We start from the raw sequence: 24,766 nt of genomic DNA on the forward strand, positions 1-24,766 counted from the left end.
CACCCGCTCAGCGCGACGATCGCTGCGGAGCAAGCACCAGAAGCCACGACGAGTAGTGCTCGGCGACCGAACCGCCGAGGTCGGTCACGGCGGCCGCCGCCTGCCGCACTTCATCTCGAGACCAGTCGCTGAACGTGCCGAAGAGCCGCCGCACCGCGTCGGCGTCGAACTCGACGGTCCACCGGTACGTCGAGCAGTCATCGACGCGAAAAAGCCCGGATGCCGTCAACGCCTCACTCATCGCGGTCAGATCCTCAGCGGGCGGTCCGGGTCTCGCCGGAGGGCGACGCGCGGCGACGATCTCCGCGATGCGGGCGCGGAACGGCGTGGGCGGTGCGTCCGGATCACCGAAGACGTTGCGCCAGACGGCGAACCGCCCGTCCGGGGTGAGCGCCGCGTGCAGCTTCGGGAGCACGATGTCGAGATCGAACCAGTGGACGGACGTAGCGGCCACCGCGAGGTCGAAGTATCCGACGCCGAGCGCGGCGTCCTCGGCGCGCGCCTCGATGACCGTCGCAGCGGGACAGGCGCGGCGCAGGAGCGCCGCCAGGCGCGGTCCCGGTTCGATCGCGGTGACGGGCAGGCCCGCTGCCAGCAAGGGTCCTGTCGCCTGTCCGCTTCCCGCGCCGAGGTCGAGCGCCGCTCTTCCCGGCTCGAGCAGTCCCAGTGCTCGCAGTCGACCCCAGAGCGCGGGCGGATACGGTGGCCGCGCCGCGTCGTAGTCGTCGGCGCCCGCATCGAAGTGCATCCCGCGAGCCACATTGGCAGCGTAGCCCCGGCCGCGCGGGTCGGGCGCCGAAGAGTGGCTGCGCGGCGCCGGGCGCGAACGTCTTGATGATGATCGAACGCCCCGGCGCACGGCATCCGTCACGATGCGGGTTCTGCACCCGCGCCGACGTAGCGGACGTCAGCACGCTCCCTGGGTTCGTAGCGGTCGGCGAAGTCACGGTCGTTCGGTACCCAGACGTCGCTCCAAAGGTCAGCATGATCGCGGCCGAGCGCAGCGTCCCGTTTCATCCCCCGCTCCTGCGCAATTGCAAGGCTCAGGTCGCACCAGACGGTGATGTCGAGCGCGCTCAATGCATCCGGGTGGAAGAGGCCGATGAGATCAACCACGAGGATGTGTCCCACCGGCACCGGCTCGAGGTCGCCGAGCCTTCGCGCCGTCCAGTCGTAGCGCCGGAACAGCGCCCCCGGCCGCCGCTCACGAAAGGGGACGAGAACCTCCGTGACCAATCGGGAGCGCTCGACCCCTTCCCAGTCCGGAGATCGCCGGTGCGAGCGCGCGGGGTCGAGGAAGTCGTCTCCGCGCATCCGCACCGCACCATCGATTCGTGCGACCAGCGCTCGAGCGAGCGTCGACTTGCCCGCACCGCCGAAGCCCGAGATCCCAACCACGATCGGGCGCCGAGCCGAAGCCGCGGTTTCTTCGATGAGTCGGACGAGGTCATCGAGATCCATCGCTCCACCGTACGGCCACTGTCAATGTCGGAGGCCCCTCGTACCTTTGTTCTATGTCCTCCCCGGCCTGCCTCTCACCCGCACAGCGGTTGACGGATGCCGCCGCGCGCGTGGCCGCGCGGCTCGGGGAGGGCCGCATTGAGGTCGGGGGCCTACAGGACGACGAACTCCTCGAGCTGCTCTCCGACACGACGGACGCGCGCAAGGCGCTCGAGCTGATCGTCGCCGGCGTCTCGGCCGAGGTGTCGCGGCGATCCGCGCGTGAGCTCGGCTACGGCGGACTCGCGCAGCGGAAGGGCCTGCGCACGGGCACGGCGCTCGTGCAGCAGATCACCGGACTCGGGCGCGGGGACGTGACCCGCGCCGTCGATGCCGGCAATGAACTCGCTCCGCGGACCGAGGCTGGCGTTCCGATAGTCGGGGTCGAGGGTGCGGAACCTCCGCCGCCGGTGGAGGAGTGGCTCACGGCACTCCGGAACGCACTCGCGTCGGGGCGTCTGTCGCAGGCGCAGTTCCAGGCGATCCGAACCGGACTCGGAGTGCCGCCAGTCGAGCGGTACCCCGAACTCGCGCCCGACTTCCTGCCGCAGGCCTGGGCCCGGGCGGTCGGAGTGCTGCTCGACGAAGCCGACGGACTCCCCGTTGAAGACCTCCGCACTCAGGCACGCATCGCTCGCGATCGACTCGACCCGGTCGGCGTGACGATCCGGTTCGAGGAGCGCTTCGCCGCGCGGTCGTTGCGCGCTTGGATGGATGCCGACGGCCAACGTCACGCGCACATCCTCTTCGACGACGAGGCCGGCGCCTGGGTCGATGCCCTGCTGCAGGCCGCGCTCCGGCCGCGTCGCGGTCCGCGATTCGTCGGATCGGATGCCGCCGAGAAGGCGCACAGCGCCGACACCGACGAGCGCACGAACGAGCAGCTGCAGTACGACACGATCATCGCGGTGCTGCGCACCGGCGCGAACGCCGACCCGCAGCAGGCGTTCGGAGACCGACAGCCCGGCGTGCGGATCGTCGTCGAGGCCGCGGCAGTGAGTGGACGCGACGAACGCGGCGCGATGCAGGTGTTCGGCGTCGGCCACACCGAGGACGGTGGACACGCTCTGCCGGGCGGCGTCGTGGAGGCACACTTGTGCGACGCCGGCGCGATTCCCGTGATCTGGTCGGCAGAGGATCGCCCGCTCGACGTCGGTCGCGAACTGCGCCTGTTCACGAGGAAGCAGCGCATCGCGATCGCCGCTCGCGACGGCGGCTGCATGTGGCCGTCGTGCGGCGCGCCGATCTCGCAGTGCGAGTACCACCACATCGACCACTGGTGGGAGCACCACGGCCGCACCGACGTCGACGACGGCATCGCACTGTGCCGCAACTGTCACCTGCGCCTCCACAATCAGCGATGGCGCATCACCCGACAGCGTGATCCCGTGACCAACCGCGACACGTACTGGCTCCACCCACCTCCCGACCCCGCCACCGGCGAACTCGTCGAGCCCACGGAGCTGAGATCGAAGGCGCCACACCGCTTCGCTGCCGCGTGAGGGGGACCGCGGGCGTCCTCGGGGAGGGATGACGTGCGCGAGCAGAAGCGCCCGCGCCCGAAGCCGGCACAGCGATGCCGGCGCGCACCGTGGCGAGAATCGGACCCGCCGGCGCCGTCTGCGGATGGTCGTGGACGGCTGCGCTGCGGTCTGAGCCGGACGCGGGCGCTGCGGTTGCGCACGGTCGTCGACCGCAGAACCTGACTGCGGAGCGGGACAGCGCTCAGCTCCGCGAGCCGGAGGGCAGGTGCGACGCCCATCGACTGGGATGCTGGAGGCATGGCCATCACCGTCGTCCCGTACTCGCGGGAGTGGCCGGTGCAGTTCGAGAGGGTCGCCGATGATCTGCGCCGGGCGCTCGGCGACGTGCCGATCGTCGCGATCGAGCACGTCGGGTCGACGTCGGTTCCGGGTCTCGCCGCGAAGCCCGTCATCGACATCGACGTCATCGTGCAGCGCGGCGACGTCGCCGCCGCCATCAGCGCCCTTGCCGCTGCGGGATACACGCACCGGGGCGACCTCGGCGTCACCGACCGCGAATCGATGGCAGCGCCCGACGATGACCCGCGCCGCAACGTGTACGTCTGCGTCGAAGGCACCTTGCACGTGCGCAATCACCTGGCCGTCCGCGCCATCCTCCGCGAGCGGGACGACCTGCGCGACCGCTACGGTGCGGTCAAGATCGACCTCGCGAGCGACCCGGCGATGCAGATGGGCACCTACCTCGCCGGCAAGTCTCCCGTGCTGCAGGAGGTGCTCGCCCTCTCCGAGCTCACCGACGCCGAGAAGCGCGCGATCCTCGATCTCAACACCGGCTTCTGAAGCCCCGGCACGCCGAGCGACGAGCCTCAGCGCGCCGCGACCGCCGGGTGCAGGTGCTCGGACGAGAGGGCCACGACCGCCTGACGGGCGCCGGCGGCGAGGCATCCGTCCAGTTCCGCACCCGCGATCGACGCCGCGAGGAATCCCGCGAAGAAGGCGTCGCCGGCGCCGTTCGTGTCGACCACCGATACCGGGTGCGCCGGCGTCTCGGCCCGCTGCCCCGAAGCGTCGAGCGCCACCGCGCCCCGGGCCCCGAGCGTGCAGACGGCCAGCCTCGGACCACGATCGAGGCAGCTCTGCATGAGCGCCCACGGTTCGTCGGTGGCGTCGTCGTTCATGAAGACGACGTCGGCCGCCCGCAGGAACGGCTCGTGGAACGCCGCCTTCCCGTCGTAGTCGTGAAGGTCGGTCCAGATCGGCGTCCCGGCCGCCCCGGCGCGACGCGCCACGATCGCGGCTCCCACCTCGCTGAGATCGACGACGGCGATATCGGCATCCGCGAGCGCCGCCTCGATCCGGTCGAGATCGTCGACGGATGCCGCCGACGGCGTCGCGAGGTACAGACTCACCCGCTCGCCCGCGGCCGTCATCAGGTTGACGTGGCGCTCGGTCCGCTCCGACGCGTAGGCATCGACCGTCACCCCCGCGGCCTCCAAGGAAGCGGTCACCGAGCGCCCGTCGTCATCCGGTCCGATCAGAGCGTGGAGCGTCACGTCGACGCCGCGGTCGGCCAGGTGCAGCACCTTGCCCGCCGACGTGCCCCCGAGGGTGTGCAGGTCGCCGAGGGCGAATTGCATGTGCGGCACCGGCTCGGGCAGCCGATCGAGCACGACCAAATGGTTCCACGACGCCGGTCCGACGACGGCGACGCGGGCAGCGGAGGGGGGAGCAGAGGCGAAGGGCATCCGCACAGTCAACCACCCGCCCGGTTGTCGGCCGCGTCGCGGCGCACGACTTCGGCGGACGAGGCGGACCGGCGCATATATTCGGTGGGTGCGCACTCGTCTCGTCGCCGTCCTGATCGCCGTCACCCTCGCCCTGACCGGGTGTGCGGCTGCGGGCCCCTCCTCGCCCGCCACCACCCCGTCGATGGCCGCGTCGAGGGCGACGCCCACCCCGACGCCGGCCCCCACCCCGGCACCTCTTCTCACGATCGGCGTCGAGGGCCTGCAGCTCGTCACCGGCGGCGACACCCGCACCCTCGCGTTCGACGACCCCGAGGCGATCCTCGCGTTCATCGAGGATGCGACCGGTGTTCCTCGCGCGGGCGAGGACTTCGAAGACCCGTGGGGGAACGGTGACGTGTGGGGCACCCTCTTCACATGGGACGACATCCGGGTGTCGGTGCTGAAAGACGGCCCCGCGACCGTGACCCTGAGCGGGTCGACCGTCGGAGACATCCCCGTCACGACCGCGAGCGGCATCGCTGTGGGCGACTCGCGCGACGCGGTCGTCGCCGCGGGTGGGTGGGACGAATGGGATGCCGACGGCGACGGCCGCGCGGACCACCTCGGGATCGACGGTCAGGACGTAGCGGGCACGCAGTCTCTCACCCGTCCCGGCTCCGTCGGGCGGATGTTCGTCTCGGTGAGCCTCGACGGAGACATCGTCACCGGGCTTCAGAGCCCGTCCAACGACTTCTCCGATCTCTGAGCGGACTACTCCTCGCGCGGGCCGAGGTCGGGCCCGGCGACGAACCGCACGAGCGGGTCGGCGACGCGATCGAGCTCGATCACGACGACGGTGTTGTCGCCGGCGCGCAGCGCTGCCGCGGGCACGTACAGCGTGCGCTGCGGACCGTTGGACCAGTACCGGCCGAGCAAGAACCCGTTCACGAGCGCGAACCCCTTGCCCCACCCGGCGGTGTCGAGGAACAGATCCGCCGGCGCAGCGAGCGAGAACGAGCCGCGCAGCGCGAAGGGCGCCACGCCCGGCGCAGAACCGGCACCGGACTCACCGGCGACGGCGGCCGCGGCATCCGTCACCTCTGCACCGAGGGCCGAGACGTCGATCGGCGTCGCCGTCCAGCCGCTGAGCGCGACGCCGTCGAGGGCCACAGGCCCGATCAGGCCCTTCGCCTCGCCCAGCCGCACGTCGTAGTTGACGCGGCCCTGCTCCTCCACGAGCACGCGCAGCCGCGAGCCCGCGGGCACCACGAGCGCATCCTCCTGCCGCGTGCGCGAGAGCGAGCCCACCGAGACGCCGTCGACCGACACCCACGCGTGGTCGCGCACCTCGGCGACGCGCAGCACACCGCCCCGCCCGTCGAGGTCGGTCTCGTACGCGACGAGCGCGCTCAGGTGACCGAGCTGCTCGAAGGTGGGCGGTTCGTCGTGACGGGAGACGGATGCCGCATCCTGCGTCGCGACCGCCTCGAGCACCACCTCGAACGCCGGCGCGGGTCCCCCAGCCGTGGGCACCTCGTCGGGCACCGGCGCGTACTTGGCGATCACGTCGCGGAAGGCGAAGAACTTCTCGGCGGGATCGCCGCGCTCGTCGAGCGGTGCGTCGTAGTCGTACGACGTGACGATCGGCAGGTAGCGGCCCTTGTGGTTCGCGCCGTTGGTCAGGCCGAAGTTCGTGCCGCCGTGGAACATGTAGAAGTTCACCGAGGCGCCGGCGGCGAGGAGCGCCTCGAGCTCGGCCGCCGAGTCCGCCGCCGACGTGGTGTGGTGATAGGCGCCCCACCAGTCGAACCAGCCGTCCCAGAACTCCGCGCACATCAGCGGCCCCGTGGGCTGATGCCGGCGCAGCGTGGCGAGGCGCTCGGTCGCGCGCGACCCGAACGACCCGGTCAGGTGCACGCCCGCGACGCTGCCGTCGCGCAGCATCTGGTCGGTCGGCTGGTCGATCGTCGTGAGCGGCACCGTGATGCCGGCGTCCTTCGTCACCCGCACGAGGTGCTCGAGGTACGCGGTGTCGTCGCCGTACGCGCCGTACTCGTTCTCGATCTGCACGAGGATCACCGGGCCACCGCGGTCGATCTGCCGCGGCGCGACGATGTCGTAGACGCGCTCGAGGTACGCGGTCACCTCGGCGAGGTACTGCGGCTCCGAGCGGCGCAGGCCGATCCCCGGCATCCCGGTCAGCCAGACCGGCAGGCCGCCGTTGTGCCACTCGGCGCAGATGTACGGCCCCGGGCGGACGATGGCGTGCATCCCCTCCGCCGCGACCAGGTCGAGGAACGCGCCGAGGTCGTTCCAGCCCGTGGCGTCCCACTCGCCGCGACGCGGCTCGTGTGCGTTCCAGGCGACGTAGGTCTCGATGGTGTTGAGCCCCATCTGCCGCGCCTTGCGGATGCGGTCGGCCCACTGCCCGGGATGCACGCGGAAGTAGTGCAGGGCCCCCGACAGCACCCGGAAGGGCTCGCCGTCGAGCAGGAAGTCGGTCTCGCCGATCGCGAAGCGCTGCTCGCCCGTCACATTCTGCTGTTCCGCGCGACCGTTTGCGACAGGTGAGCGGTCGGTGTCGGACGTCATCGGACGGAGTCCGTGCGGGAGCGCAGCACCGCCCCCAGGCGCTCGAGCTGCGAGGCGTCCTCCAGCGCGGAGCCCACCGCGGCGACGCGCACGCCGGCGTCGAGGAACTCCTCCACGTTCGACGCGTCGAGGCCGCCGGTGGCGACGAAGCGCACCTGCGGGAACGGCCCGCGGATGTGCTTGAACCACCCGCTGCCGAGCCACGTCGCCGGGAACGCCTTCAGCCACGTCAGCCCGAGCGACACCGCGAGCTGCACCTCGCTGGGCGTCGCGACGCCGGGAAGGATCGGGATGCCGGCATCCTGCGCCGCACGCACCACGACCGGATCGAGGCCCGGCGACACGAGGTACGCCGCGCCCGCGTCGGCGGCGAGCGCGACCTGCGCGGGCGTGATGATGGTGCCGGCGCCGACGCTCTTGCCGCGCGCGGCGGCGAGATCGACGACGGCGCGCAGCGCGCGCTCGTCCTCGGCGGTCTGCAGCGGCACCTCGACCGAGTCGATCCCGAGGTCCCAGGCGGTCTCGGACAGGCGCACCGAGCGCTCGACGCCCATTCCGCGCAGGATCGCCATGAGCGGCGCGCCGGCGAAGGCGGTGTCGAACCAGGTCGTCTGTTCCTCGGTCATCGTGCAGTCCTTTCAGCGGGGTGGAGAGGGGATGCCGTCGGCCGGTGCGAGCGGGTGACCCGCCGGGGCGGTCGCGACGAAGGGCGGGTGCCCCGTGCGGATGCCGGCGAAGTCAGCCGGTCATCGCAGCGACGGCTCGTCGATGGAGTCGGTGGTGGTCTGGAGGGTGCGGGCGGCGCGTTCGTGCCCGGCCTGGAGGCGGTCGGCGACCGGGTCGCCCGAGAGGTATCCGGCGAGGTAGCCGCCGGCGAAGGCGTCGCCGGCGCCGACCGGCTCGACGACCTCGACGACCAGCGCCGGCACGAAGATCTCGTCGACGCCGGCGAACGCGGTCGCGCCGACGTCGCCGTCCTTCACGATCAGCTCGGCGACGCCGGGCAGGAGCGCGCGCACGTCGGCCGCGGTCGGCGTGCCCCACAGCGTCTCGGCCTCGTCGCGCCCGACGAGCACGATGTCGGCGCCGCGGGCGAGCTCGAGCAGCGCAGGTGCGGCGGTGGCGGCATCCCAGAGCGGTGCCCGGTGGTTGACGTCGAACGAGACCGTCACGCCCTCGGCCCGCGCCCGCGCCATGACGCGCGCCAGGAAGGCGGCCGCCGATGCAGAGATCGCGGCCGTGATGCCCGACACGTGCAGCAGGTCGACGCCGTCGAACGACACCTCGTCGGCGTCGGCCTCGCTCAGGTGCGCGGCGGCCGAGCCGCGGCGGTAGTACAGCACGCCGTTGCCGGGGTCCTTGACGTAGAGCCCGGTCGGGTGGGCGTCGTCGAACACGACGCGCGAGACGTCGACGCCGCGCGCGCCCAGCTGCCGGGCGATCCGGCGCCCGAGGGCGTCGGCGCCGAGCCGGCTGAACCACACGGCCCGGTGACCGAGCGCGGCGACGTGAGCCGCGACGTTCGATTCCGCTCCCCCGGCATCCAGCAGGAACGCGTCGGCGTCGGCGACCGGAGCCGCCACCACCGGGGTGACCATGGCCATCGTCTCGCCGATGGCGAGCAGGGTTGCGGGCATGCCGCCAGCGTAGTCAGGCCGCGGCATCCGTCGTCCTTCCGGGGATTGCCCGCGGCTCGGAGACCGTGCGGAACTCGGCCGAAACCGCGCGATCCGTCCGGCTGCCTCGACCGCCGCGCCGCCCGCGGCCATCCGCCTCATCGGAGGTCGGTGACGGGGGCGGCGTCCATGTCGTCGAACGCCTGGTTCTCGCCGGCCATCGCCCAGATGAACGAGTACGCCGACGTGCCGACGCCCGAGTGCAGCGACCACGACGGCGAGATGACGGCCTGACGGTCGCCGACCACGAGGTGCCGGGTCTCTTCGCGCTCGCCCATGAGGTGGATGACGCGGGCGTCCTCGGGGAGGTCGAAGTACAGGTAGCACTCGGTGCGGCGGTCGTGGGTATGCGCCGGCATGGTGTTCCACATCGAGCCCGCGTGCAGCTCGGTGACGCCCATGACGATCTGGCAGCTCTTCACGCCGTTCTCGTGGATGTACTGGTTGAGCGTGCGGCGGTTCGACGTCACCTGGTCGCCGAGCTCGCGCACCGTGCCCTCGCCGGGCGACACGAGCGCGGCCGGGTACGCGGTGTGCGCCGGCGCCGAGAACAGGTAGAACTGCGCGCCGGCGTCAGCCGAGCCGTCGGCGGCGTCGGCGAACGAGACCTCGCGCACGCCCCGCCCGAGGTACAGGCACGCGCCCTTGACGAGCGTGTACGTCTCGCCGTCGGCGGTGACCGTGCCGGTGCCGCCGACGTTGATGATGCCGACCTCGCGGTGCTCCAGGAAGTAGTCGCTGCGGATCTCGGGGTACCCGCCGAGCTCGAGCACCGAGCCCGCGGGCACGGCGCCGCCGAGCACGATGCGGTCGTGGTGCGTGTATGTGAGGCGGATCTCGCCCGGCACGAACACGTCGGGGATGAGGTACGTGTCGCGCAGCTGCTGCGTCGTCATGCCCGGGATCTGGGCGGGGTTGGTCGCGTAGCGCTGCGGGATGTTGGTCTGGGTCACGGTTCTCTCCTGGTTCTGCATGTCGGTGTGCGTATCCGGACGGGGCTCAGCGGACGAGCCAGCCGCCGTCGACGGGGATGACCGCGCCGGTCACGTAGGCCGCGGCCTCCGAGGCGAGGAAGACGAAGACACCCTGCAGATCGGATGCCTCGCCCCAGCGCCCTGCGGGGATGCGCGACAGGATCGACGCGGCGCGGTCCTCGTCGGCACGCAGCGGTGCGGTGTTGTCGGTGGCCATGTAGCCGGGCGCGACGGCGTTCACGGTGACGCCGGCGGCCGCCCACTCGTTGGCGAGCGCCTTGGTGAGACCGGCGACGGCGTGCTTGGACGCCGTGTACGCGGGAACCAGGATGCCGCCCTGGAACGACAGCATCGACGCGACGTTGATGATGCGCCCGCCGCCCTGCGCCAGCATGTGGCGGCCCGCCGCCTGCGACAGGTGGAACACCGCGTCGAGGTTGATCGCGAGCACGTCGTCCCAGTCCTCGAGCGGATAGTCGACGGCCGGCGACCGGCGGATCGTGCCGGCGTTGTTCACGAGGATGTCGAGGCCGCCGAGCTCGGCGATGACCTCGTCGACCGCCGACGAGAGCTCGTCGGGGGTGGCCGAGACGAGGTCGCGCTGCACCCGGTGCACGCGGCGCCCGGTCGCCTCGATCAGCTCGGCGGTGGCCGAAGCGTCCCCGCGGTCGAGGAGCGCGACGTCGGCGCCGGCCTCGGCGAGCGCGAGCGCCGCGCCCTGGCCGAGTCCGCGGCTGGAGCCGGTGACCAGGGCCACCTTGCCGTCGAGGCGGAACGAGTCGAGGATCATGCGGCGGCCTCCTGAGCGGCGGTGAAGCGGGTGGTGAGCTCGCCGATGCCCGAGATGCGCACGGTCACGGCGTCGCCGTCGGCGAGCGGACGGTGGGCGTCCTGGGCGTCGGGGAGCTTCTGCGGGGTGCCGGTCGAGACGATGTCGCCCGGCTCGAGGGTCAGCACCTGGCTGAGGTGGTGTATGACGTAGGCAACGCTGAAGATCGCGGTCGACGTCGACTGCGACACCGTCACGACGCCGTCGCGCACGACCTCGACGAGGAGGTCCTGCGGGTCGCCGAGCTCGTCGGGCGTGACGATCCAGGGGCCGAGCGGCGCGAAGCCGTCGGAGCACTTGCCGAGCGCCCACTGGCTCTGCCGGCGCTGCCACGCGCGGTCCGACACGTCGTTGAGGATCGTGTACCCGCCGACGTGGTCGAGCGCGTCCTCCAGCGCGACCCGCTGAGCGCGCCGGCCGATGACGACGGCCACCTCGCCCTCGTAGTCGACGTCCGTCGCGCCCGGCGGGATCACGACGGCGTCGTTCGGGCCGCCCAGCGTGTTGGCGGTCTTGACGAACACGTCCGGGTACTCGGGGTCGTTCGCCGTGGGGTCGACGCCGTCCGGCACGTGTCCGCGGTAGTTGTAGCCGAGGCACAGGATCTTCCCCGGCACGACCGGCGCGAGGAGGGCCGACGCATCGAGCACCGGCAGCGCGGCGGCCTCGGCCCGATCTACCCGCGCCCGCGCGGCGGCGAGGGCCGCGGCATCCGTCAGCAGTGCCGTCACCGTCTCGGCGACGTCGCCGAGGTCGACCAGCCGGTCGCCCGCGACCACGGCGCCGGGGCGCGGCCCCGACGCGCCGGCGTACGTGACGAGCCTCACCAGTACTTCTTCCAGTCCGGACGCGCCACGCGCATCAGGGCCTCGAGGTAGAAGTAGTCGCCCCACAGCGTCCCCTCGTCGACGCCGTTGCCCTTGGGCAGGTCGTACACCGAATGCAGGATGAGCGCGTCCGAGTCCTCCGGCGTGGCCGGCGTGTAGTTGGCGATCAGCGACGCCAGGATCGAGTGCGCCCGCGCAGTCCACTCCGCGGCGCGCTCGGCGTCGGTCTCGACCTTTGACAGCTCAAGCAGGCCGCACACCGCGATCGCGGCGGCCGAGCTGTCGCGCGGGGCGTCGCTGCCGTCGGTGTAGACGAGGTCCCAGAACGGCACCTCGTCGGCGGGCAGGTGCCGCAGGAAGTACTCGGTGCAGCGGCGGGATGCCTCGAGCAGGCGCTCGTCGCCGGTCACGGCGTAGTTCATCGCGAACCCGTAGATGCCCCACGCCTGGCCGCGCGCCCAGCACGACTCGTCGGCCGCGCCCTGCTCGGTGCCGCCGCGCAGCGGCTCGCCGGTCTCGGCGTCCCAGTAGAACGTGTGGAACGTCGAGTCGTCCCCGCGCAGGATGTGCTCGCGCAGCTGCGCGGTGTGCCGCACGACGGCGTCGGAGAACCGCTCCTCGCCCGTCTGTGCGTGCGCCCACGTCAGCAGCGGCATGTTCATGAGGCTGTCGATGATGGTGCGGCCGCGCTGTGCCGGGTCGGACAGGTCGCCCCAGGCCTGGATGATGCCGGCCGGCTCGAGGAAGCGGCGCATGAGGTGATCGGCGGCGAGCAGCGACGCATCGCGCGCCCGCGGGTCGCCGACGAGACGCCACGCGGCGACGGTCGACAGCGTGTACAGGAAGCCGAGGTCGTGGGTGTCGAGGTCCTCCTCGTCGCGCACGCGGCGCTCGAAGTCGGCGACGTCGACCATCGCGGCCTCGCGGTACGCCTCGTCGCCGCTCAGCTCCCACGCCAGCCACAGCATGCCGGTGCGGAAGCTCGTGGTCCAGCCGCGGTTGCCGCCGAGCGGGATGCCGCCCTCGGCGGGGCGCAGCGCGTAGCGGTCGTCCACCGTCGTGTCGTCGGGGTAACCGCCCCCGAAGGTCGCGATGTTGCGACGGACGGTCGACAGCGCCGCCGAGATGGCCGCATCGGTCGTGGTCGCAGTGGTGCCCGCAGCGGGCGAGGTGGACGTCATGGAGGGATCCTTCTGAAGTGTGGGGGAAGAGCGGATGCCGCGGGCTCAGGCCTGCGCGGTCGCCTTCTCGTCGAGTTCGAGTACGGGGCGGAGCGTGACGCGGGAGTTCGTCCACGCGAGGTAGAGGGCGGCGGAGGCGGTGAGGCCGAGGCCGAGCGCGGGCGCGGTGGCGAACACCGCGATCTGCACGGCGAGCACCGCCAGCGACACCGCGGTGAGATACCAGCGGCGCAGCCCGAGGTACAGGCTCGCCCGCAGCACGTCGCGCAGGCGCGCGGTCGGTACCTCGGCGACGGCGACGAGCGAGACGAGGCCGACGGCGACCGCGAGGAGGGCCAGCACCGCGAGCAGCGGCACGGTGACCACCGCAGCGGCGGTGTTCGACAGCATCCGCACGTCCACGAGCAGGACCACGATCACCGCCGTCACCATCGCGCCGATCACGAGTGCGCGCCACCAGGTCTCGCGGAGGCCCGCGACGAACGCGCGGATCGGCCCGAGTCCCCCACCCGCTCGGACACTGGTGCCGTGCTCGCGGAACGCCCGGAACGCGGCGGTGAGGCCGGGCGCCGCGAGCGGCACTGCGAGCGCCAGCAGCGGCCAGGAGTACAGCGGGTCGGTGGTCACCAGCAGCGCGACCAGCGGCAGGCACGACACCACGAGGAGCAGGTTCACGGTGAGCCCGAGGTAGACCATCCCGATGAGGGACGCCCAGGCCTCGTGCGAGACCAGGCCGTTGAGCTTGGCGAGGATGCCGGACTTCTGCATCGTCCTAGCCCTTCAGTCCGCTCGTGGCGATGCCCTCGACGAAGTACTTCTGGCCGAGCAGGAAGATGATCGCGATGGGGATCACCGAGATGGTGAGGCCGGCGAACAGCAGGGCGTAGTTGGTGTCGAAGAGGTTCGAGACGAAGCCCTTGAGCCCGAGCTGGATCGTCCAGAGGTCGGGGTTGCGCAGGTAGATGAGCGGTCCGAGGTAGTCGTTCCACGTGTTCACGAACGTGAGGAGCGTGAGCGACGCGAGCGCCGGGATCGACAGCGGCAGCATGATCTTGCGCCAGATCGCGTACTCGCTGAGACCGTCCAGGCGCGCCGCCTCGGACAGCTCCTCGGGGATCGTCTCGTAGAACTGCTTCATCAGGAACACGCCGAACGCGCCGAACGCCTGCAGCAGGATGATCGACCACAGCGTGTTCGACACCTTGAAGTTCGACAGCAGGATGAACTGCGGGATCATGTACGACTGCCACGGCACGGCGATGGTGCCGACGTACAGCAGGAACAGCACGTCGCGACCGCGGAACCGCATGCGGGCGAAGCCGTAGGCGGCGAACGAGCCGGTGAGCACCTGCAGGAACGTGACCACGACGGCCAGGAACAGCGTGTTGCGGATCCAGACGAGCATGTTCGACTCGGACCAGATGTCGACGTAGTTCTGCCACACCCACGTCTCGGGGAGCCACTTCACCGGCACCGAGAACACCTCGTTGGCCGACTTGAACGAGCTCAGCACCATCCACGCGAAGGGCGCGAGGAGCCCGATCGCGAAGATGATCAGCGCGACGTACATCGCGATGCGCGCCGCCCGGCGGCCGGGCGTCACCTTGTCGGCGGGGATCTCGGGCCGGGTCGCGCCGGGGTCGTCGGCGAGCTTGCGCAGGCCGCGCCGGGCGCCGGCCGGCGCCGTGAAGTCGGAGACCAGGAGCTCGGCATCCTTCTCGATGCGGTCGGCCTTCTCGATCTGCTCGGCCATCAGCTGCTCCGCTTCTTGTTCCAGAGGAACTGGAGGATCGTCACGATGATGCACATGAAGAACAGCGCGACCGCGGCGGCCGACGCATAGCCGAACTGGCTCTCTTCGAAGCCCTTGCGGAAGATGAACTGCGACATCACGAGGGTGGACTGGCCCGGGCCGCCGTCGGTCATGACGAGGATCAGGTCGAAGATCTTGAACGAGTTGATCGTCAGCATCACGGTGACGAAGAACATCGTCGGGCGCAGGCACGGGAGCGTCACGTTGACGAACCGCTGCCACACGTTGGCGCCGTCGACGCGGGCCGCCTCGTGCAGCTCACGGGGCACCGTCTGCAGGCCCGCGAGGAACAGGATCATGTAGTAGCCCATGTCGCGCCACGTGCCGACGATCACGACGGCCGGCATCGCCCACTCGGGCGACGTGAGCCAGCCGGGAGGGTTCTGGATGCCGATGAACCGGAGGAACTCGTTGATCGGGCCGTACTCGGGGCTGAAGAGCAGGTTCCACACCACGGCGATCGCCACGATCGAGGTGATGTACGGGAAGAAGGCCGCGGTGCGGAAGAAGGCGACGCCGCGGAGCTTGTTGTTCAGCAGCAGTGCGAGGCCGAGCGAGACGATGATCGTCAGCGGGATGTGCAGCGCCGAGTAGTACAGCGTGTTGATGACCGAGATGCGGAAGCTGCCGTCGCCGATGAGGCGCTCGTAGTTGTCGAGGCCGATCCAGTTCGCGGTGCCGAAGACGTTCCAGTTGGTGAACGACATGTAGAACAGCACGACGATCGGGACGAGCGTCAGCAGGCCGAAGCCGATGAAGTTGGGAAGGATGAAGCTCCACCCGATGAGGGTGTTGCGCAGCCGCAGCTTCGAGCGCCGGCGGCGCACGGGCGGCGGTGCGGCGGCAGCCTCGGTGGCGGTGATGGTCGCCATGGCGGGACCTCCAGGTCGGGTGGAAAGCGTGAGGGGGCGACCGGCCCGCCCGCGGGAGCGGGCCGGTCGCGAGTTGTCGAGCCTCGGCTCGGCGGGGTCAGTCGGTGCCGACCTCGTTGGCGACGCGGTCCTGCGCCTCCTGGATGGCGTCCGAGACCGAGACCGATCCCGACATGATCGCCGTGTGCATGTCGTTGAGGATGCCCTGGATGGCCGCCGTCTTGTTCGACGTCGGGTTCTCGGGGAACACCTCGTGGGTCGAGTAGGCGAACTTCGACAGGTCGTCGGTGGGGGCACCGTCGACGGAGAAGTAGGTCTCGACGACCGAGTCGGTCAGCAGCGCCGGCGTGATGCCGATGCCGGCGAGGATCTCGGCGCCCTTCTCGCCGGCGGCGAACGCGAGGAAGTCCTTCGCGGCCTGCACCTTGGCGTCGTCGATGCCGGCGTTGATGCCGAAGCCGGTCGGGTCGCCGAAGGTCACCGGGGTGTTGTCGAGGCCCGCGGTCGACGAGGACTCCTGCGGGATGGGCGCGATGCCCCACTCGAAGTCGTCGGCGTCGCCCGAGGCCTGCTGGGCGATCAGCGTCGCGACGTACCAGGTGCCCATGGGCAGCATGGCGGCGTTCTGCTTGCCGAACTCGCCCTGGTAGGTGAGCTGGTTGGCGGCGCTGGTGTTGTAGTCGACCTGGTCGCCACCGTCCTGCAGCGCGAGCACGTTGTCGTAGAAGGGCTCCATGTACTCGTACTCGCCCGCGAGGATGTCGCCGTCGGCCTGCGCGTTCGCGAAGCCCTGGACGGTCGACTGCCAGCGGTGGAGGTACGTGCCCTTGGCAGCGCTGCCGGCGGCTGCGAGGCCCTCGGTGAGCGCGGTCGCGGCGTCGTTGTAGTCCTCCCACGTCCACGAGCCGTCGGGGTACTCGACGCCCGCCTGGTCGAAGAGCGCCTTGTTGTAGTACAGGACCCACGAGTCGTTGCGGTAGGGCACGGCGTAGGCGGTGCCGTCGACCTCGTACGAGCCCGCGCCGCTGATGCCGTCGGGCAGCTCGACGTCCGACACGTCGAGGAGCTGGCCGCCCTCGACGAACGTCGGGACGAACTTGACCTCCTTCTGCGTGATGATGTCGGGGCCGGCGCCGGCGGCGAGGTCGGCGGTCAGCAGGGTGTTGTACTCGGCCGCGTCGTAGCCCTTGAGCTCGACGGTCACGTCGGGGTTCTCCTCGTGGAACGCGTCGGCGAGCGCCTGGAACTCCGGCGTCGTGTCGAGGCTCCAGCCCGAGAGCGTGAGGGTGACCGGGCCCGACGACTCCTCGGGCGCGGCCGCGTCGTCGCCGCCGCCGCTGCAACCGGCGAGAGCGAGCGTTGCGACCACGGCGATGCCGGCCGCGGCAGCGTATGAGCGCTTCATTCTGGGGGTACTCCTTTGTGATTGCGGACCCGTCCTCGGGCCCATCGGGTTACCGGTTCGCGACGGACGCTGTTCCGGGGTGTGCGAGGCGACTCGTGGTCGCCGTCCCGTCCGGCCACGTGACCGTGACGGTGGTCTGGTCGCCGTCGGCCTCGAGGGCGACGGCGGCGTCGCCGGGCGACGCGAGTTCTGCGGAGGTCAGCTCGACGAGCGTCGCGGTCCACGCGCCCGGCTCGACCGGGAACGTGATGACGGGGACCGCCGCGAGGGGTCCGAGCGGGCTGGCGTCCTCGCGCGTCTCGACGCTCGCCGCGCCCGCACCGAGGAGGGGACGGATGCCGCTGCTCAGCGCATCGGCGAAGACCGAGGCTGCGGCATCCGCCCTGTTCTCGGTGTCCTGAGACGAGGGCGTGCGCCGAGGAGAGGGCCCGGACACGGTGATCCGGCCCTCGTTCGGGCGCAGCCCCTCGTTCGGGGAACGCGGTGCCTCGTCGGCGGCGAGCGCCCAGCCGCCCACGCGGAGGCTGAGCGAGGCGGCGTCGACGCCGGGCTCGAGGGAGTCGACGCGCACGAGGCGCACCTCCCACGGTCCGCGCACGAGCGAGTGCACCTCGACGGCCCCGGCTACCTCGATCTCGCCCTCGATGCCCGAGCCGTGGCGGTGGGCGGTCGGGCGGATGTCGATCCAGTGGGCCCGCGAGACGGACGCGGCGATGCCGACGCGACCGCCCTCGTCGTCCTGCACGCGCACGTCGATGAGGTCCATGGCAGCGCGGTGGGTCGCGCGGCCGGCGGCGTCGACGAGCGCGACGGACTGCTCGAGCGGCTCCTCCCACGCCCGCTGGTTCGCCAGCGGACCGGCTGCGGTCGCATAGCCGATACGGGCGTAGAGGGGCGAGTCGCCCACGAGGCTGCCGTCGGCGGCGTGATCCGTGCCGTGGTTCACGATGCGCACGATGCCGTCGGCCTGCGTGCCCGAGATGACCCAGCCGGCCGGGCGCACGGTGCGCAGCTCATCGCCCGACTCGATGGGCAGGGGCGTGCTCTGCGCCGCCCACACCGGGTGGTCGGCGGGGAGCGCGACGCCGAGCAGGCCCTTGACCGCCCAGTACGGCGAGCCGGGGCCCGAGTACGACTGTGCGAGCTCGCGCCACTCGTGGTGCCAGCCCATGGTGAGGACGCCGTCCTCGCCCGGCACCGCGGCGTCGGCGAAGTGCGCGACGACGGCGTTCGCCGCACGGCGCAGCTGTCCGAGCGGCACGGAGGGCACCTCGGCCATCGCCCCGATCCAGAACGGCGCGGCGGCCGCGAAGCGGTAGATGAGGCTGCGGCCCTGGATGAGCGGCGAGCCGTCGCCGCCGATGAGGGCCACGGCGTCCTGCAGGAAGCGGTCCAGCCGCACGATGTCTGCGGGCGTGCGACCGCCGGCGAGCTCCCCGGCGCCCTGCATGCGCGACCACAGCACGGGGTAGGTGTGCAGCGCCCAGCCGACGTAGTGGTCGTACGACCGCTCGAAGCCGTCCGAGATCCAGCCGTCGTCGCGGACGAGCTCGTCGTGGAGCGCGAGGTCGTCGGCGATGTCGTCGGCCGACCACGGGCCGCCGACCGATCGGAGGAAGGTCTGCACCACGACGCGGAACCACAGCCAGTTCGTCTTCGGGTATGTGCTGTCACCGACGACCGGCGCGAGGTAGGCGATCACGCGCTGCTGGGTCACCTCGTCGAGGCGGTCCCAGATCCAGGGGCGCGTCATGTCGAGCACGAGGGCGAGGGATGCCGCCTCCACCTTCGCCTGCGCGTGCTCGTCGAGTCGCACCCAGCGGTCGTCGGCGTCGGGGTCGACGCCGGTCACGATCCCCTGGCGGTAGAAGTCGGCCAGCTCCCCGGTGCCCTCGCCGCGCGCACCGGCGATGCGGAAGCCGGCGAGCAGGAATGTGCGGGCGAAGCCCTCGAGCCCGTCGACCGCGTGGCCGTAGCCGCCCTCGGCGCCCGGGAAGTGGATGCGCCCGTGACCGGGCGAGGCGAAGATGCGCGCGGTGTCGAGCAGCCGGTCGGCGTACGCGAGCCATTCGTCACGGCTCCAGTCGAACCTGGTCGCGGCCGACGGCGCGCTGACGCGCTGCGGCGAGCGGGGCTGCAGGACCGTCACTTCGAATCTCCCTCGATGCGTTCTCCTCGACACGATGACCATTCATCGCGAGCGAACGTTTGGGAGCGTATCAACCGATTTCGGTCATTGCAAGGCTGATTCAGATTCGTTATGATCGTTTGTGATCGGTTTCGGCTCTCGATCGGTCGAAAACAGGAGCGACTCTCCCACCATGGTGAATCAACGAGGAGGAACCTTGACCACCGCGACGCCTCCCGGGTCCCCGCGTTTCGAGGGCGTGCTCGCCGGCGTGTTCTACGAACAGGCGGCAGCCGACGCCGGCGCCTTCGTCGAGGCCCTCGCCTCCCGCCTCGCCGCGCCCGAGGGCGCGCTGCCCGTCTCCCCCTCCGGCGACCGAACGGTCTGGGGCCCGGACGGAAGCGCCGACCCCGTCGCCGTCGCCGACGTGGTCGCCCGCGCCCACGAGGACCTGGGTCGCCCCTGGGGCGTCCCGCTCGCCACCGCCGCCGCGCGCATCCACGACGACGGCGACCGCGAGGGCTGGGAGTCCGTGGTCTTCGAGCGGCAGTTCCGCCTGGCGCGCGCGGCGATCGCCGCCGCCCACCACGGACAGGACGACGAGCTCGGGGCGCGGTTCCTCGCCGAGGTGCTGGACGGCGTGTGGCTCATCTGCGAGCAGAGCTCGTGGTGCTGGCCCGCGCACGACGACGCCTTCAACGAGCGCGGGTCGGTCCTTCCCACCGTCACGGAGCCGTACCTCGACCTCGGCGCGGGCGAGGTCATCGGGCTGCTGGCCTGGATCGACCACCTCCTCGGAGATCGCCTCGAAGCCCGGTATCCCGGCATCCGCTCCCGCATCCGCCATGAGGCGCGCGTGCGCGTGTTCGAGCCGTTCACCGGCCGCCGCGACTGGCACTGGCTCGGTCTCGACGGCGATGTGCACAACTGGAACCCGTGGATCCACGGCAACGTGCTCGTCGGCGCCCTGCGGCTGCTCGACGGTCCCGCCGACGCCGAAGAGCGGGCGCACGTGATCGCTCTCGCGATCGAGGGGATCGACCGCTACGTCTCGGTGCTCCCGGCCGACGGCGCGATCGACGAAGGCTACGCGTACTGGTGGAACGGCGCCTGCCGCGCGCTCGAGGCGCTCGACCTGCTGCGCCACGCCACCGGCGGGGTGCTCGACGCCTCGGCGGTGCCGGCGCTGCGCGAGACGGTCGCGTTCCCCCACCGCATGCACCTCGCCGGCGACTGGTACCTCAACCTCGCCGACGGCCAGGCGCGCGTGTCGGACGCGCAGCCCTGGCACGCGCTGCACCGCGCGGCGCGCGCGGTCGGAGACACGGATGCCGCGGCCCACGCCGCGTCGCATCGCACCGCCGGCTCACCCGCCGCCACCGAGCGCGAGGGCTTCGGCCGGCTGCTGCGCGGCATCACGGACGACGCGTGGATCGCCGCGGCGCAGGAGTCCTCGCCGTACCCCCGCGAGGTGTGGCTGCCCTCGACCGAGGTGCTGCTCGCCCGCGAGCACGACGGCACGCCCGCGGGGCTGACGCTGGCGGTGAAGGGCGGCCACAACGGCGAGCACCACAACCACAACGACGTCGGCTCGTTCGTCGTCGCGTCGGACGGCGTGCCGGTGATCGTCGACGCCGGCCGCCCCACCTACACGCTGCAGACCTTCGGGCCCGGCCGCTACGACATCTGGACGATGCAGAGCGGCTGGCACAACGTTCCCGTGATCGCGGGCGTCGAGCAGAGCCCGGGCGCGGAGTTCGCGGCATCCGGGGTCGACGTCTCGATCAGCGATCAGTCGGCGTCGCTGTCGCTCGACCTCGCCGGGGCGTACCCCGGTGCCGCCCCGTGGCGCCGGACCGTCCGGCTCGACCGCGCCTCCCGCCGCGTGGTGATCGACGACGCCTGGACCTCCACCCCGGCCCTCCCGGTCGTCGAGCGAGCAGACGGCGCGGCCCCGGTCGTCGAGCGAGCGGACGGCGCGACCCCGGTCGTGGAGCGAGGGAGCGACAGCGACCGAGACGAAACGCCCCCGCCCCCCGCGCCCCCCCCGACCGCCCCGGTCGTGGAGCGAGGGCGCGACAGCGACCGAGACGGAACGCCCCCGCCCCCCGCGCCCCCCCCGACCGCCCCGGTCGTGGAGCGAGGGAGCGACAGCGACCGAGACGAAACGCCCCCGCCCCCCGCGCCCACCCCGACCGCCCCGGTCGTGGAGCGAGGGAGCGACAGCGACCGAGACGAAACGCCCCCGCCCCCCGCGCCCACCCTGACCGCCCCGGTCGTGGAGCGAGGGAGCGACAGCGACCGAGACGAAACGCCCCCGCCCCCCGCGCCCACCCTGACCGCCCCGGTCGTGGAGCGAGGGAGCGACAGCGACCGAGACGAAACGCCCCCCACCCCCGCGCCGACCCAGGTGCGGATGCTGCTGGCCGGCGACGTGCGCCGGGACGCGGCATCCGTCATCGTCACTCCGCTCGAGGGCGCCACGCCCCTGCGCATCTCGTGGCCGGCCGGGATCGACGCGACCCTCGTGGTGCGCGAACTCGACGACCCGATCCTGACGAGCGTGTGGGGGCCGCGACTCACCCGCCTCGATCTCGACGTGATGGAACGCGGCCGGATCGCGGTCACGGTAGAACTGGACCAGACGAACGCGGAGGACGCCCGATGACCGACCAGACACCGGCACTGCTGGCCGCCGAGCGGCGCGCCCACGTGCTGGCGACGCTCGAGCGCGACGGCGCCGTGCGGGTCGCCCAGCTCATGGACGAACTCGGCGTCGCGCCGGTCACCCTGCGCCGCGATCTCGCGCAGATGGAGCGTGAGGGCCTGCTCGTGCGCGTGCACGGCGGTGCCGTGCCCGCCGCGGGGGCGTTCGAGGACGCCGAGTCGGGGCATCCGCTCTCCGCACCCCGCGCCGGCTCGATCGCGATGCTGGTGCCGTCGCTGAGCTTCTACTGGCCGAGCGTCGTGCGCGGCGCTGAGACCGAGGCCGCGCGCCTGGGCATGCGCGTCGTGCTGCGGGGCGCCTCGTACGAGCTGCAGGACGAGCGCCCCGTGCTCGAGCGCCTCGTGCACGCGGACGGTGTGCGGGGACTCGTCGTGGCGCCCAACACCGACACGCCTCACGCGCAGGACGTCGTGCAGTGGCTCGCCGAGTGCAGGGTGCCGAACGTGCTCGTCGAGCGCGACGCGGTGCGGCAGCCCGACGGCAGCCCGGTCGAGAACGTCACGACCGACCACGCGCTGGGCGCCGTGCTCGCGGCACGGCACCTCGCCTCGCTCGGGCACCGCCGGGTGGGTCTCATCATCGCGCGCGACTCGCCCACCTCGCGCAAGATCGCTGCGGGCTGGCAGGCCGCCTGCGCCGAGCTGGGCCTGACGCCGGCGGATCACTTCGAGACGAGCCTGCCCCCGCGCACCAGCCCGGACTTCTCGGCGGTCGTCGACTCGGCGCTCGACGCCGCGCTGTCGAACTCGGTCACCGCGATCCTCGTGCACTCCGATCCCGAGGCGATGGCGTTCGTCGATCTCGCGCTCAACCGCGGCATCTCGGTGCCGGGCGACCTGTCGGTGATCGCGTACGACGACGAGGTCGCCGAGCTGTTCACGCCGGCCCTCACCGCCGTGAGCCCGCCGCGCGCCGCGGTCGGCCGCGCCGCCGTCGACCTCGTCGCGCGGCGCATCGAGGATCCGACCCGGCCGGTGCATCGCGTGGTGCTGAACCCGACGCTGCACGTGCGCGGCTCGACCGCTCCCCCGCGCGGCGCCTGACCCGTTCGGCGGGCGCCGTCGGGGTCAGCCGGCGAGGGCGGCGTCGCGCCAGTCCGTAAGCACGCGAGCGGCCGCGCGCGTGTGCGACCACGGCATCTGCGGCACCTCGCGACGGCCCTCGGCGATCGCGAGCGACAGCGCGTCGGCCTCGGCGGCCATCGGCTGCACCACCGGCACCTCGAGGTGCGTCTCCTCGCCGTCGCGCCGGACGATCAGTGTCGAGGGGCTCTCGGTGCGGCTGCCCCACACGTGCGGCAGCACCACCTCGGCGCCGGCGAAGCGCAGCACGCCGGTGTCGGGGAGGTCGGCGATCACCGACGTCGCGATCAGCGCCGTCACGTCGCCGAACACCAGCTCGGCCGACGCGGTGCCGTCGACACCCGCGACCAGCTCCGCCTCGAACCGGCGATACTCGGGCTGGTCGACCGGCTGCCCGGCGGCCGCGGCGAGGTCGATCGCGAGCGCGAGCGGGTAGCAGCCGACGTCGAGGATGGCGCCGCCGGCGAGGGCCGGGTCGAACAGCCGCCCCTCACGCGTGCCGGCGTCGAACCCGAACGCGCCCTCGAACCTCTGCAGGGCGCCGAGCTCCCCGCTGCGCGCGAGCTGGCGCAGTGCCTCGGCGAACGGCCCGAACCGCGTCTTGAAGGCCTCGAGGAAGGGCCGCTGCGCCCGCTCGGCGGCGGCGAGGATCCGCTCGACCTCGTCGAGGGTGGGGCTGGCCGGCTTCTCGCACAGCACGGCCTTGCCGGCTTCGAGCGCGCGGATCGCGAGGTCGGCGTGGGTCGTGTGCACCGTGCCGACGTAGACGGCGTCGACGTCGTCGCGCGCGAGCACCTCATCGTATGTTCCGGATGCCTCGGCCCCGTGCTCTGCCGCGAACGCCGCCGCACGGTCGGCCGACGAGCTGCCCACCGCGTGCAGCACGCCGTGCTCCGACGCGCGCAGGCCGACGACGAAGTCCCTGCTGATCGCTCCCGGGCCCAGCACGGCCCATCTCGTCCGGCCGGAATTCGTCTCGTGCGCCATGCCGCGAGCCTACTCAGGACCTGCCAGCCCTCCTCCGCCGCGACGAGACCTCACAACCGCACCACCACCGCCCCAGAACCGGTGCGAACGTGCGGTCTCGCGCCCCGCGCGCCGCGCAGAGGCTCAGGAGGGAACGGATGCCGCACCCCCGCGTCGACGCACACCGCCCGGCCACCGGCATCCGTCTCTCTCCCCCCCCGGCTATCGCGACGAGACCTCACAACAGCACCATCAGCGTCCCCAAACCGGTGCGAACGTGCGGTCTCGCACCCCGCGCGCCGCGCAGAGGCTCAGGAGGGAACGGATGCCGCACCCCCGCGGCGACGCACACCGCCCGGCCACTGGCATCCGTCTCTCTCCCCCCCCGGCTAGCGCGACGAGACCTCACAACAGCCCCACCACCGTACCCACACCGGTGCGAACGTGCGGTCTCGCACCCCGCGCGCCGCGCCGAGGCTCCGTAGGGAACGGATGCCGCACCCCCGCGGCGACGCACACCGCCCGGCCACCGGCATCCGTCCCCCGCCACCGCGACGAGACCTCACAACCGCACCACCACCGCCCCGAAACCGGTGCGAACGTGCGGTCTCGCGCCCCGCGCGCCGCGCAGAGGCTCAAGAGAGAACGGATGCCGCACCCCCGCGCCGACCCCACACACCGCCCCGGCCACCGGCATCCGTCCCCCCGGCTATCGCGACGAGACCTCACAACAGCACCACCACCGCGCCGAAACCGGTGCGAACGTGCGGTCTCGCGCCCCGCGCGCCGCGCAGAGGCTCAGGAGGGAACGGATGCCGCACCCCCGCGCCGACAACACACACCGCCCCGGCCACCGGCATCCGTCCCCCCGGCTATCGCGACGAGACCTCACAACAGCACCACCACCGCGCCGAAACCGGTGCGAACGTGCGGTCTCGCGCCCCGCAGCACACGCCAAAGACCGACGGATGCCGCGGGCCGG

General features: G+C 72.0%; 21 protein-coding genes. 5 read left to right on the forward strand and 16 right to left on the reverse strand.

The window, feature by feature from the left end:
* Window positions 1-7: 7 nt before the first annotated feature.
* Together R8Z57_RS15320 and R8Z57_RS15325 are read right to left on the reverse strand one after the other, a co-directional pair.
* Entirely contained in the window at window positions 8-760 is a 753-nt protein-coding gene (locus R8Z57_RS15320; RefSeq protein ID WP_318354650.1) for a class I SAM-dependent methyltransferase, read from the reverse strand.
* 107 nt (window positions 761-867) lie between these two features.
* The gene (locus R8Z57_RS15325) at window positions 868-1,461 is read right to left on the reverse strand and encodes a phosphoglycerate transporter (RefSeq protein ID WP_318354651.1); all 594 of its coding nucleotides are present in this window, start codon (window positions 1,459-1,461) and stop codon (window positions 868-870) included.
* 53 nt (window positions 1,462-1,514) lie between these two features.
* Between R8Z57_RS15325 and R8Z57_RS15330 the strand changes: the two genes are divergently transcribed.
* Both R8Z57_RS15330 and R8Z57_RS15335 read left to right on the forward strand, forming a co-directional pair.
* Window positions 1,515-3,002 (forward strand): HNH endonuclease signature motif containing protein, encoded by a 1,488-nt coding sequence (locus tag R8Z57_RS15330; RefSeq protein WP_318354652.1) that lies wholly within the window; start codon window positions 1,515-1,517, stop codon window positions 3,000-3,002.
* A gap of 279 nt (window positions 3,003-3,281) precedes the next feature.
* A complete protein-coding gene (locus tag R8Z57_RS15335) occupies window positions 3,282-3,824 on the forward strand; it encodes a GrpB family protein (RefSeq protein WP_318354653.1) in 543 nt (180 codons plus the stop codon).
* A gap of 26 nt (window positions 3,825-3,850) precedes the next feature.
* Here the strand turns inward: R8Z57_RS15335 and R8Z57_RS15340 are convergent, their stop codons facing one another.
* Complete coding sequence (locus R8Z57_RS15340) at window positions 3,851-4,729, reverse strand: carbohydrate kinase family protein (RefSeq protein ID WP_318354654.1); 879 nt, start codon at window positions 4,727-4,729, stop codon at window positions 3,851-3,853.
* 88 nt (window positions 4,730-4,817) lie between these two features.
* Between R8Z57_RS15340 and R8Z57_RS15345 the strand changes: the two genes are divergently transcribed.
* Window positions 4,818-5,477 (forward strand): hypothetical protein, encoded by a 660-nt coding sequence (locus R8Z57_RS15345; RefSeq protein ID WP_318354655.1) that lies wholly within the window; start codon window positions 4,818-4,820, stop codon window positions 5,475-5,477.
* A gap of 5 nt (window positions 5,478-5,482) precedes the next feature.
* Here the strand turns inward: R8Z57_RS15345 and R8Z57_RS15350 are convergent, their stop codons facing one another.
* From R8Z57_RS15350 to R8Z57_RS15405, 12 genes are all read right to left on the reverse strand, one after another.
* Entirely contained in the window at window positions 5,483-7,303 is a 1,821-nt protein-coding gene (locus R8Z57_RS15350; protein ID WP_318354656.1) for a glycoside hydrolase family 35 protein, read from the reverse strand.
* Window positions 7,300-7,929: a bifunctional 4-hydroxy-2-oxoglutarate aldolase/2-dehydro-3-deoxy-phosphogluconate aldolase gene (locus R8Z57_RS15355; RefSeq protein WP_318354657.1), complete on the reverse strand. Its 630-nt coding sequence runs from the start codon at window positions 7,927-7,929 to the stop codon at window positions 7,300-7,302. Before R8Z57_RS15355 ends, R8Z57_RS15350 begins: the two co-directional genes overlap by 4 nt.
* A 120-nt stretch (window positions 7,930-8,049) precedes the next feature.
* Window positions 8,050-8,940 (reverse strand): sugar kinase, encoded by an 891-nt coding sequence (locus R8Z57_RS15360; RefSeq protein WP_318354658.1) that lies wholly within the window; start codon window positions 8,938-8,940, stop codon window positions 8,050-8,052.
* Between the two features lie 137 nt (window positions 8,941-9,077).
* On the reverse strand, window positions 9,078-9,932 hold the full coding sequence (kduI, locus tag R8Z57_RS15365) for a 5-dehydro-4-deoxy-D-glucuronate isomerase (RefSeq protein WP_318354659.1): 855 nt from the start codon (window positions 9,930-9,932) through the stop codon (window positions 9,078-9,080).
* 46 nt (window positions 9,933-9,978) lie between these two features.
* Complete coding sequence (gene kduD / locus R8Z57_RS15370; protein ID WP_318354660.1) at window positions 9,979-10,743, reverse strand: 2-dehydro-3-deoxy-D-gluconate 5-dehydrogenase KduD; 765 nt, start codon at window positions 10,741-10,743, stop codon at window positions 9,979-9,981.
* Window positions 10,740-11,609 carry a fumarylacetoacetate hydrolase family protein gene (locus R8Z57_RS15375; RefSeq protein WP_318354661.1) on the reverse strand — a complete coding sequence of 290 codons (870 nt, stop codon included), beginning with the start codon at window positions 11,607-11,609 and terminating at the stop codon, window positions 10,740-10,742. The genes kduD and R8Z57_RS15375 overlap by 4 nt, the downstream gene beginning before the upstream one ends.
* The gene (locus tag R8Z57_RS15380; RefSeq protein WP_318354662.1) at window positions 11,606-12,790 is read right to left on the reverse strand and encodes a glycoside hydrolase family 88 protein; all 1,185 of its coding nucleotides are present in this window, start codon (window positions 12,788-12,790) and stop codon (window positions 11,606-11,608) included. Before R8Z57_RS15380 ends, R8Z57_RS15375 begins: the two co-directional genes overlap by 4 nt.
* Before the next feature lie 45 nt (window positions 12,791-12,835).
* Window positions 12,836-13,558, reverse strand: coding sequence for a ferredoxin-NADPH reductase (locus tag R8Z57_RS15385; RefSeq protein ID WP_318354663.1), 723 nt, complete (start codon window positions 13,556-13,558; stop codon window positions 12,836-12,838).
* 4 nt (window positions 13,559-13,562) lie between these two features.
* The gene (locus R8Z57_RS15390) at window positions 13,563-14,543 is read right to left on the reverse strand and encodes a carbohydrate ABC transporter permease (RefSeq protein ID WP_318354664.1); all 981 of its coding nucleotides are present in this window, start codon (window positions 14,541-14,543) and stop codon (window positions 13,563-13,565) included.
* Window positions 14,543-15,475, reverse strand: coding sequence for a sugar ABC transporter permease (locus R8Z57_RS15395; RefSeq protein WP_318354665.1), 933 nt, complete (start codon window positions 15,473-15,475; stop codon window positions 14,543-14,545). Before R8Z57_RS15395 ends, R8Z57_RS15390 begins: the two co-directional genes overlap by 1 nt.
* Window positions 15,476-15,572: 97 nt before the next feature.
* Window positions 15,573-16,880 (reverse strand): ABC transporter substrate-binding protein, encoded by a 1,308-nt coding sequence (locus R8Z57_RS15400; protein ID WP_318354666.1) that lies wholly within the window; start codon window positions 16,878-16,880, stop codon window positions 15,573-15,575.
* A gap of 49 nt (window positions 16,881-16,929) precedes the next feature.
* Window positions 16,930-19,029: a DUF2264 domain-containing protein gene (locus R8Z57_RS15405; RefSeq protein WP_318354667.1), complete on the reverse strand. Its 2,100-nt coding sequence runs from the start codon at window positions 19,027-19,029 to the stop codon at window positions 16,930-16,932.
* 196 nt (window positions 19,030-19,225) lie between these two features.
* Between R8Z57_RS15405 and R8Z57_RS15410 the strand changes: the two genes are divergently transcribed.
* Together R8Z57_RS15410 and R8Z57_RS15415 are read left to right on the forward strand one after the other, a co-directional pair.
* Window positions 19,226-21,676, forward strand: a complete 2,451-nt coding sequence (locus R8Z57_RS15410; protein ID WP_318354668.1) for a heparinase II/III family protein — start codon at window positions 19,226-19,228, stop codon at window positions 21,674-21,676.
* A complete protein-coding gene (locus R8Z57_RS15415; protein ID WP_318354669.1) occupies window positions 21,673-22,779 on the forward strand; it encodes a substrate-binding domain-containing protein in 1,107 nt (368 codons plus the stop codon). The genes R8Z57_RS15410 and R8Z57_RS15415 overlap by 4 nt, the downstream gene beginning before the upstream one ends.
* Window positions 22,780-22,803: 24 nt before the next feature.
* On the opposite strand, the gene R8Z57_RS15420 is transcribed toward R8Z57_RS15415, so the two are convergent.
* Window positions 22,804-23,805, reverse strand: coding sequence for a Gfo/Idh/MocA family oxidoreductase (locus R8Z57_RS15420; RefSeq protein ID WP_318354670.1), 1,002 nt, complete (start codon window positions 23,803-23,805; stop codon window positions 22,804-22,806).
* Between the last annotated feature and the right edge of the window lie 961 nt (window positions 23,806-24,766).

The organism is Microbacterium sp. M3, from assembly GCF_033548675.1.
Taxonomy (GTDB): domain Bacteria; phylum Actinomycetota; class Actinomycetes; order Actinomycetales; family Microbacteriaceae; genus Microbacterium; species Microbacterium arthrosphaerae.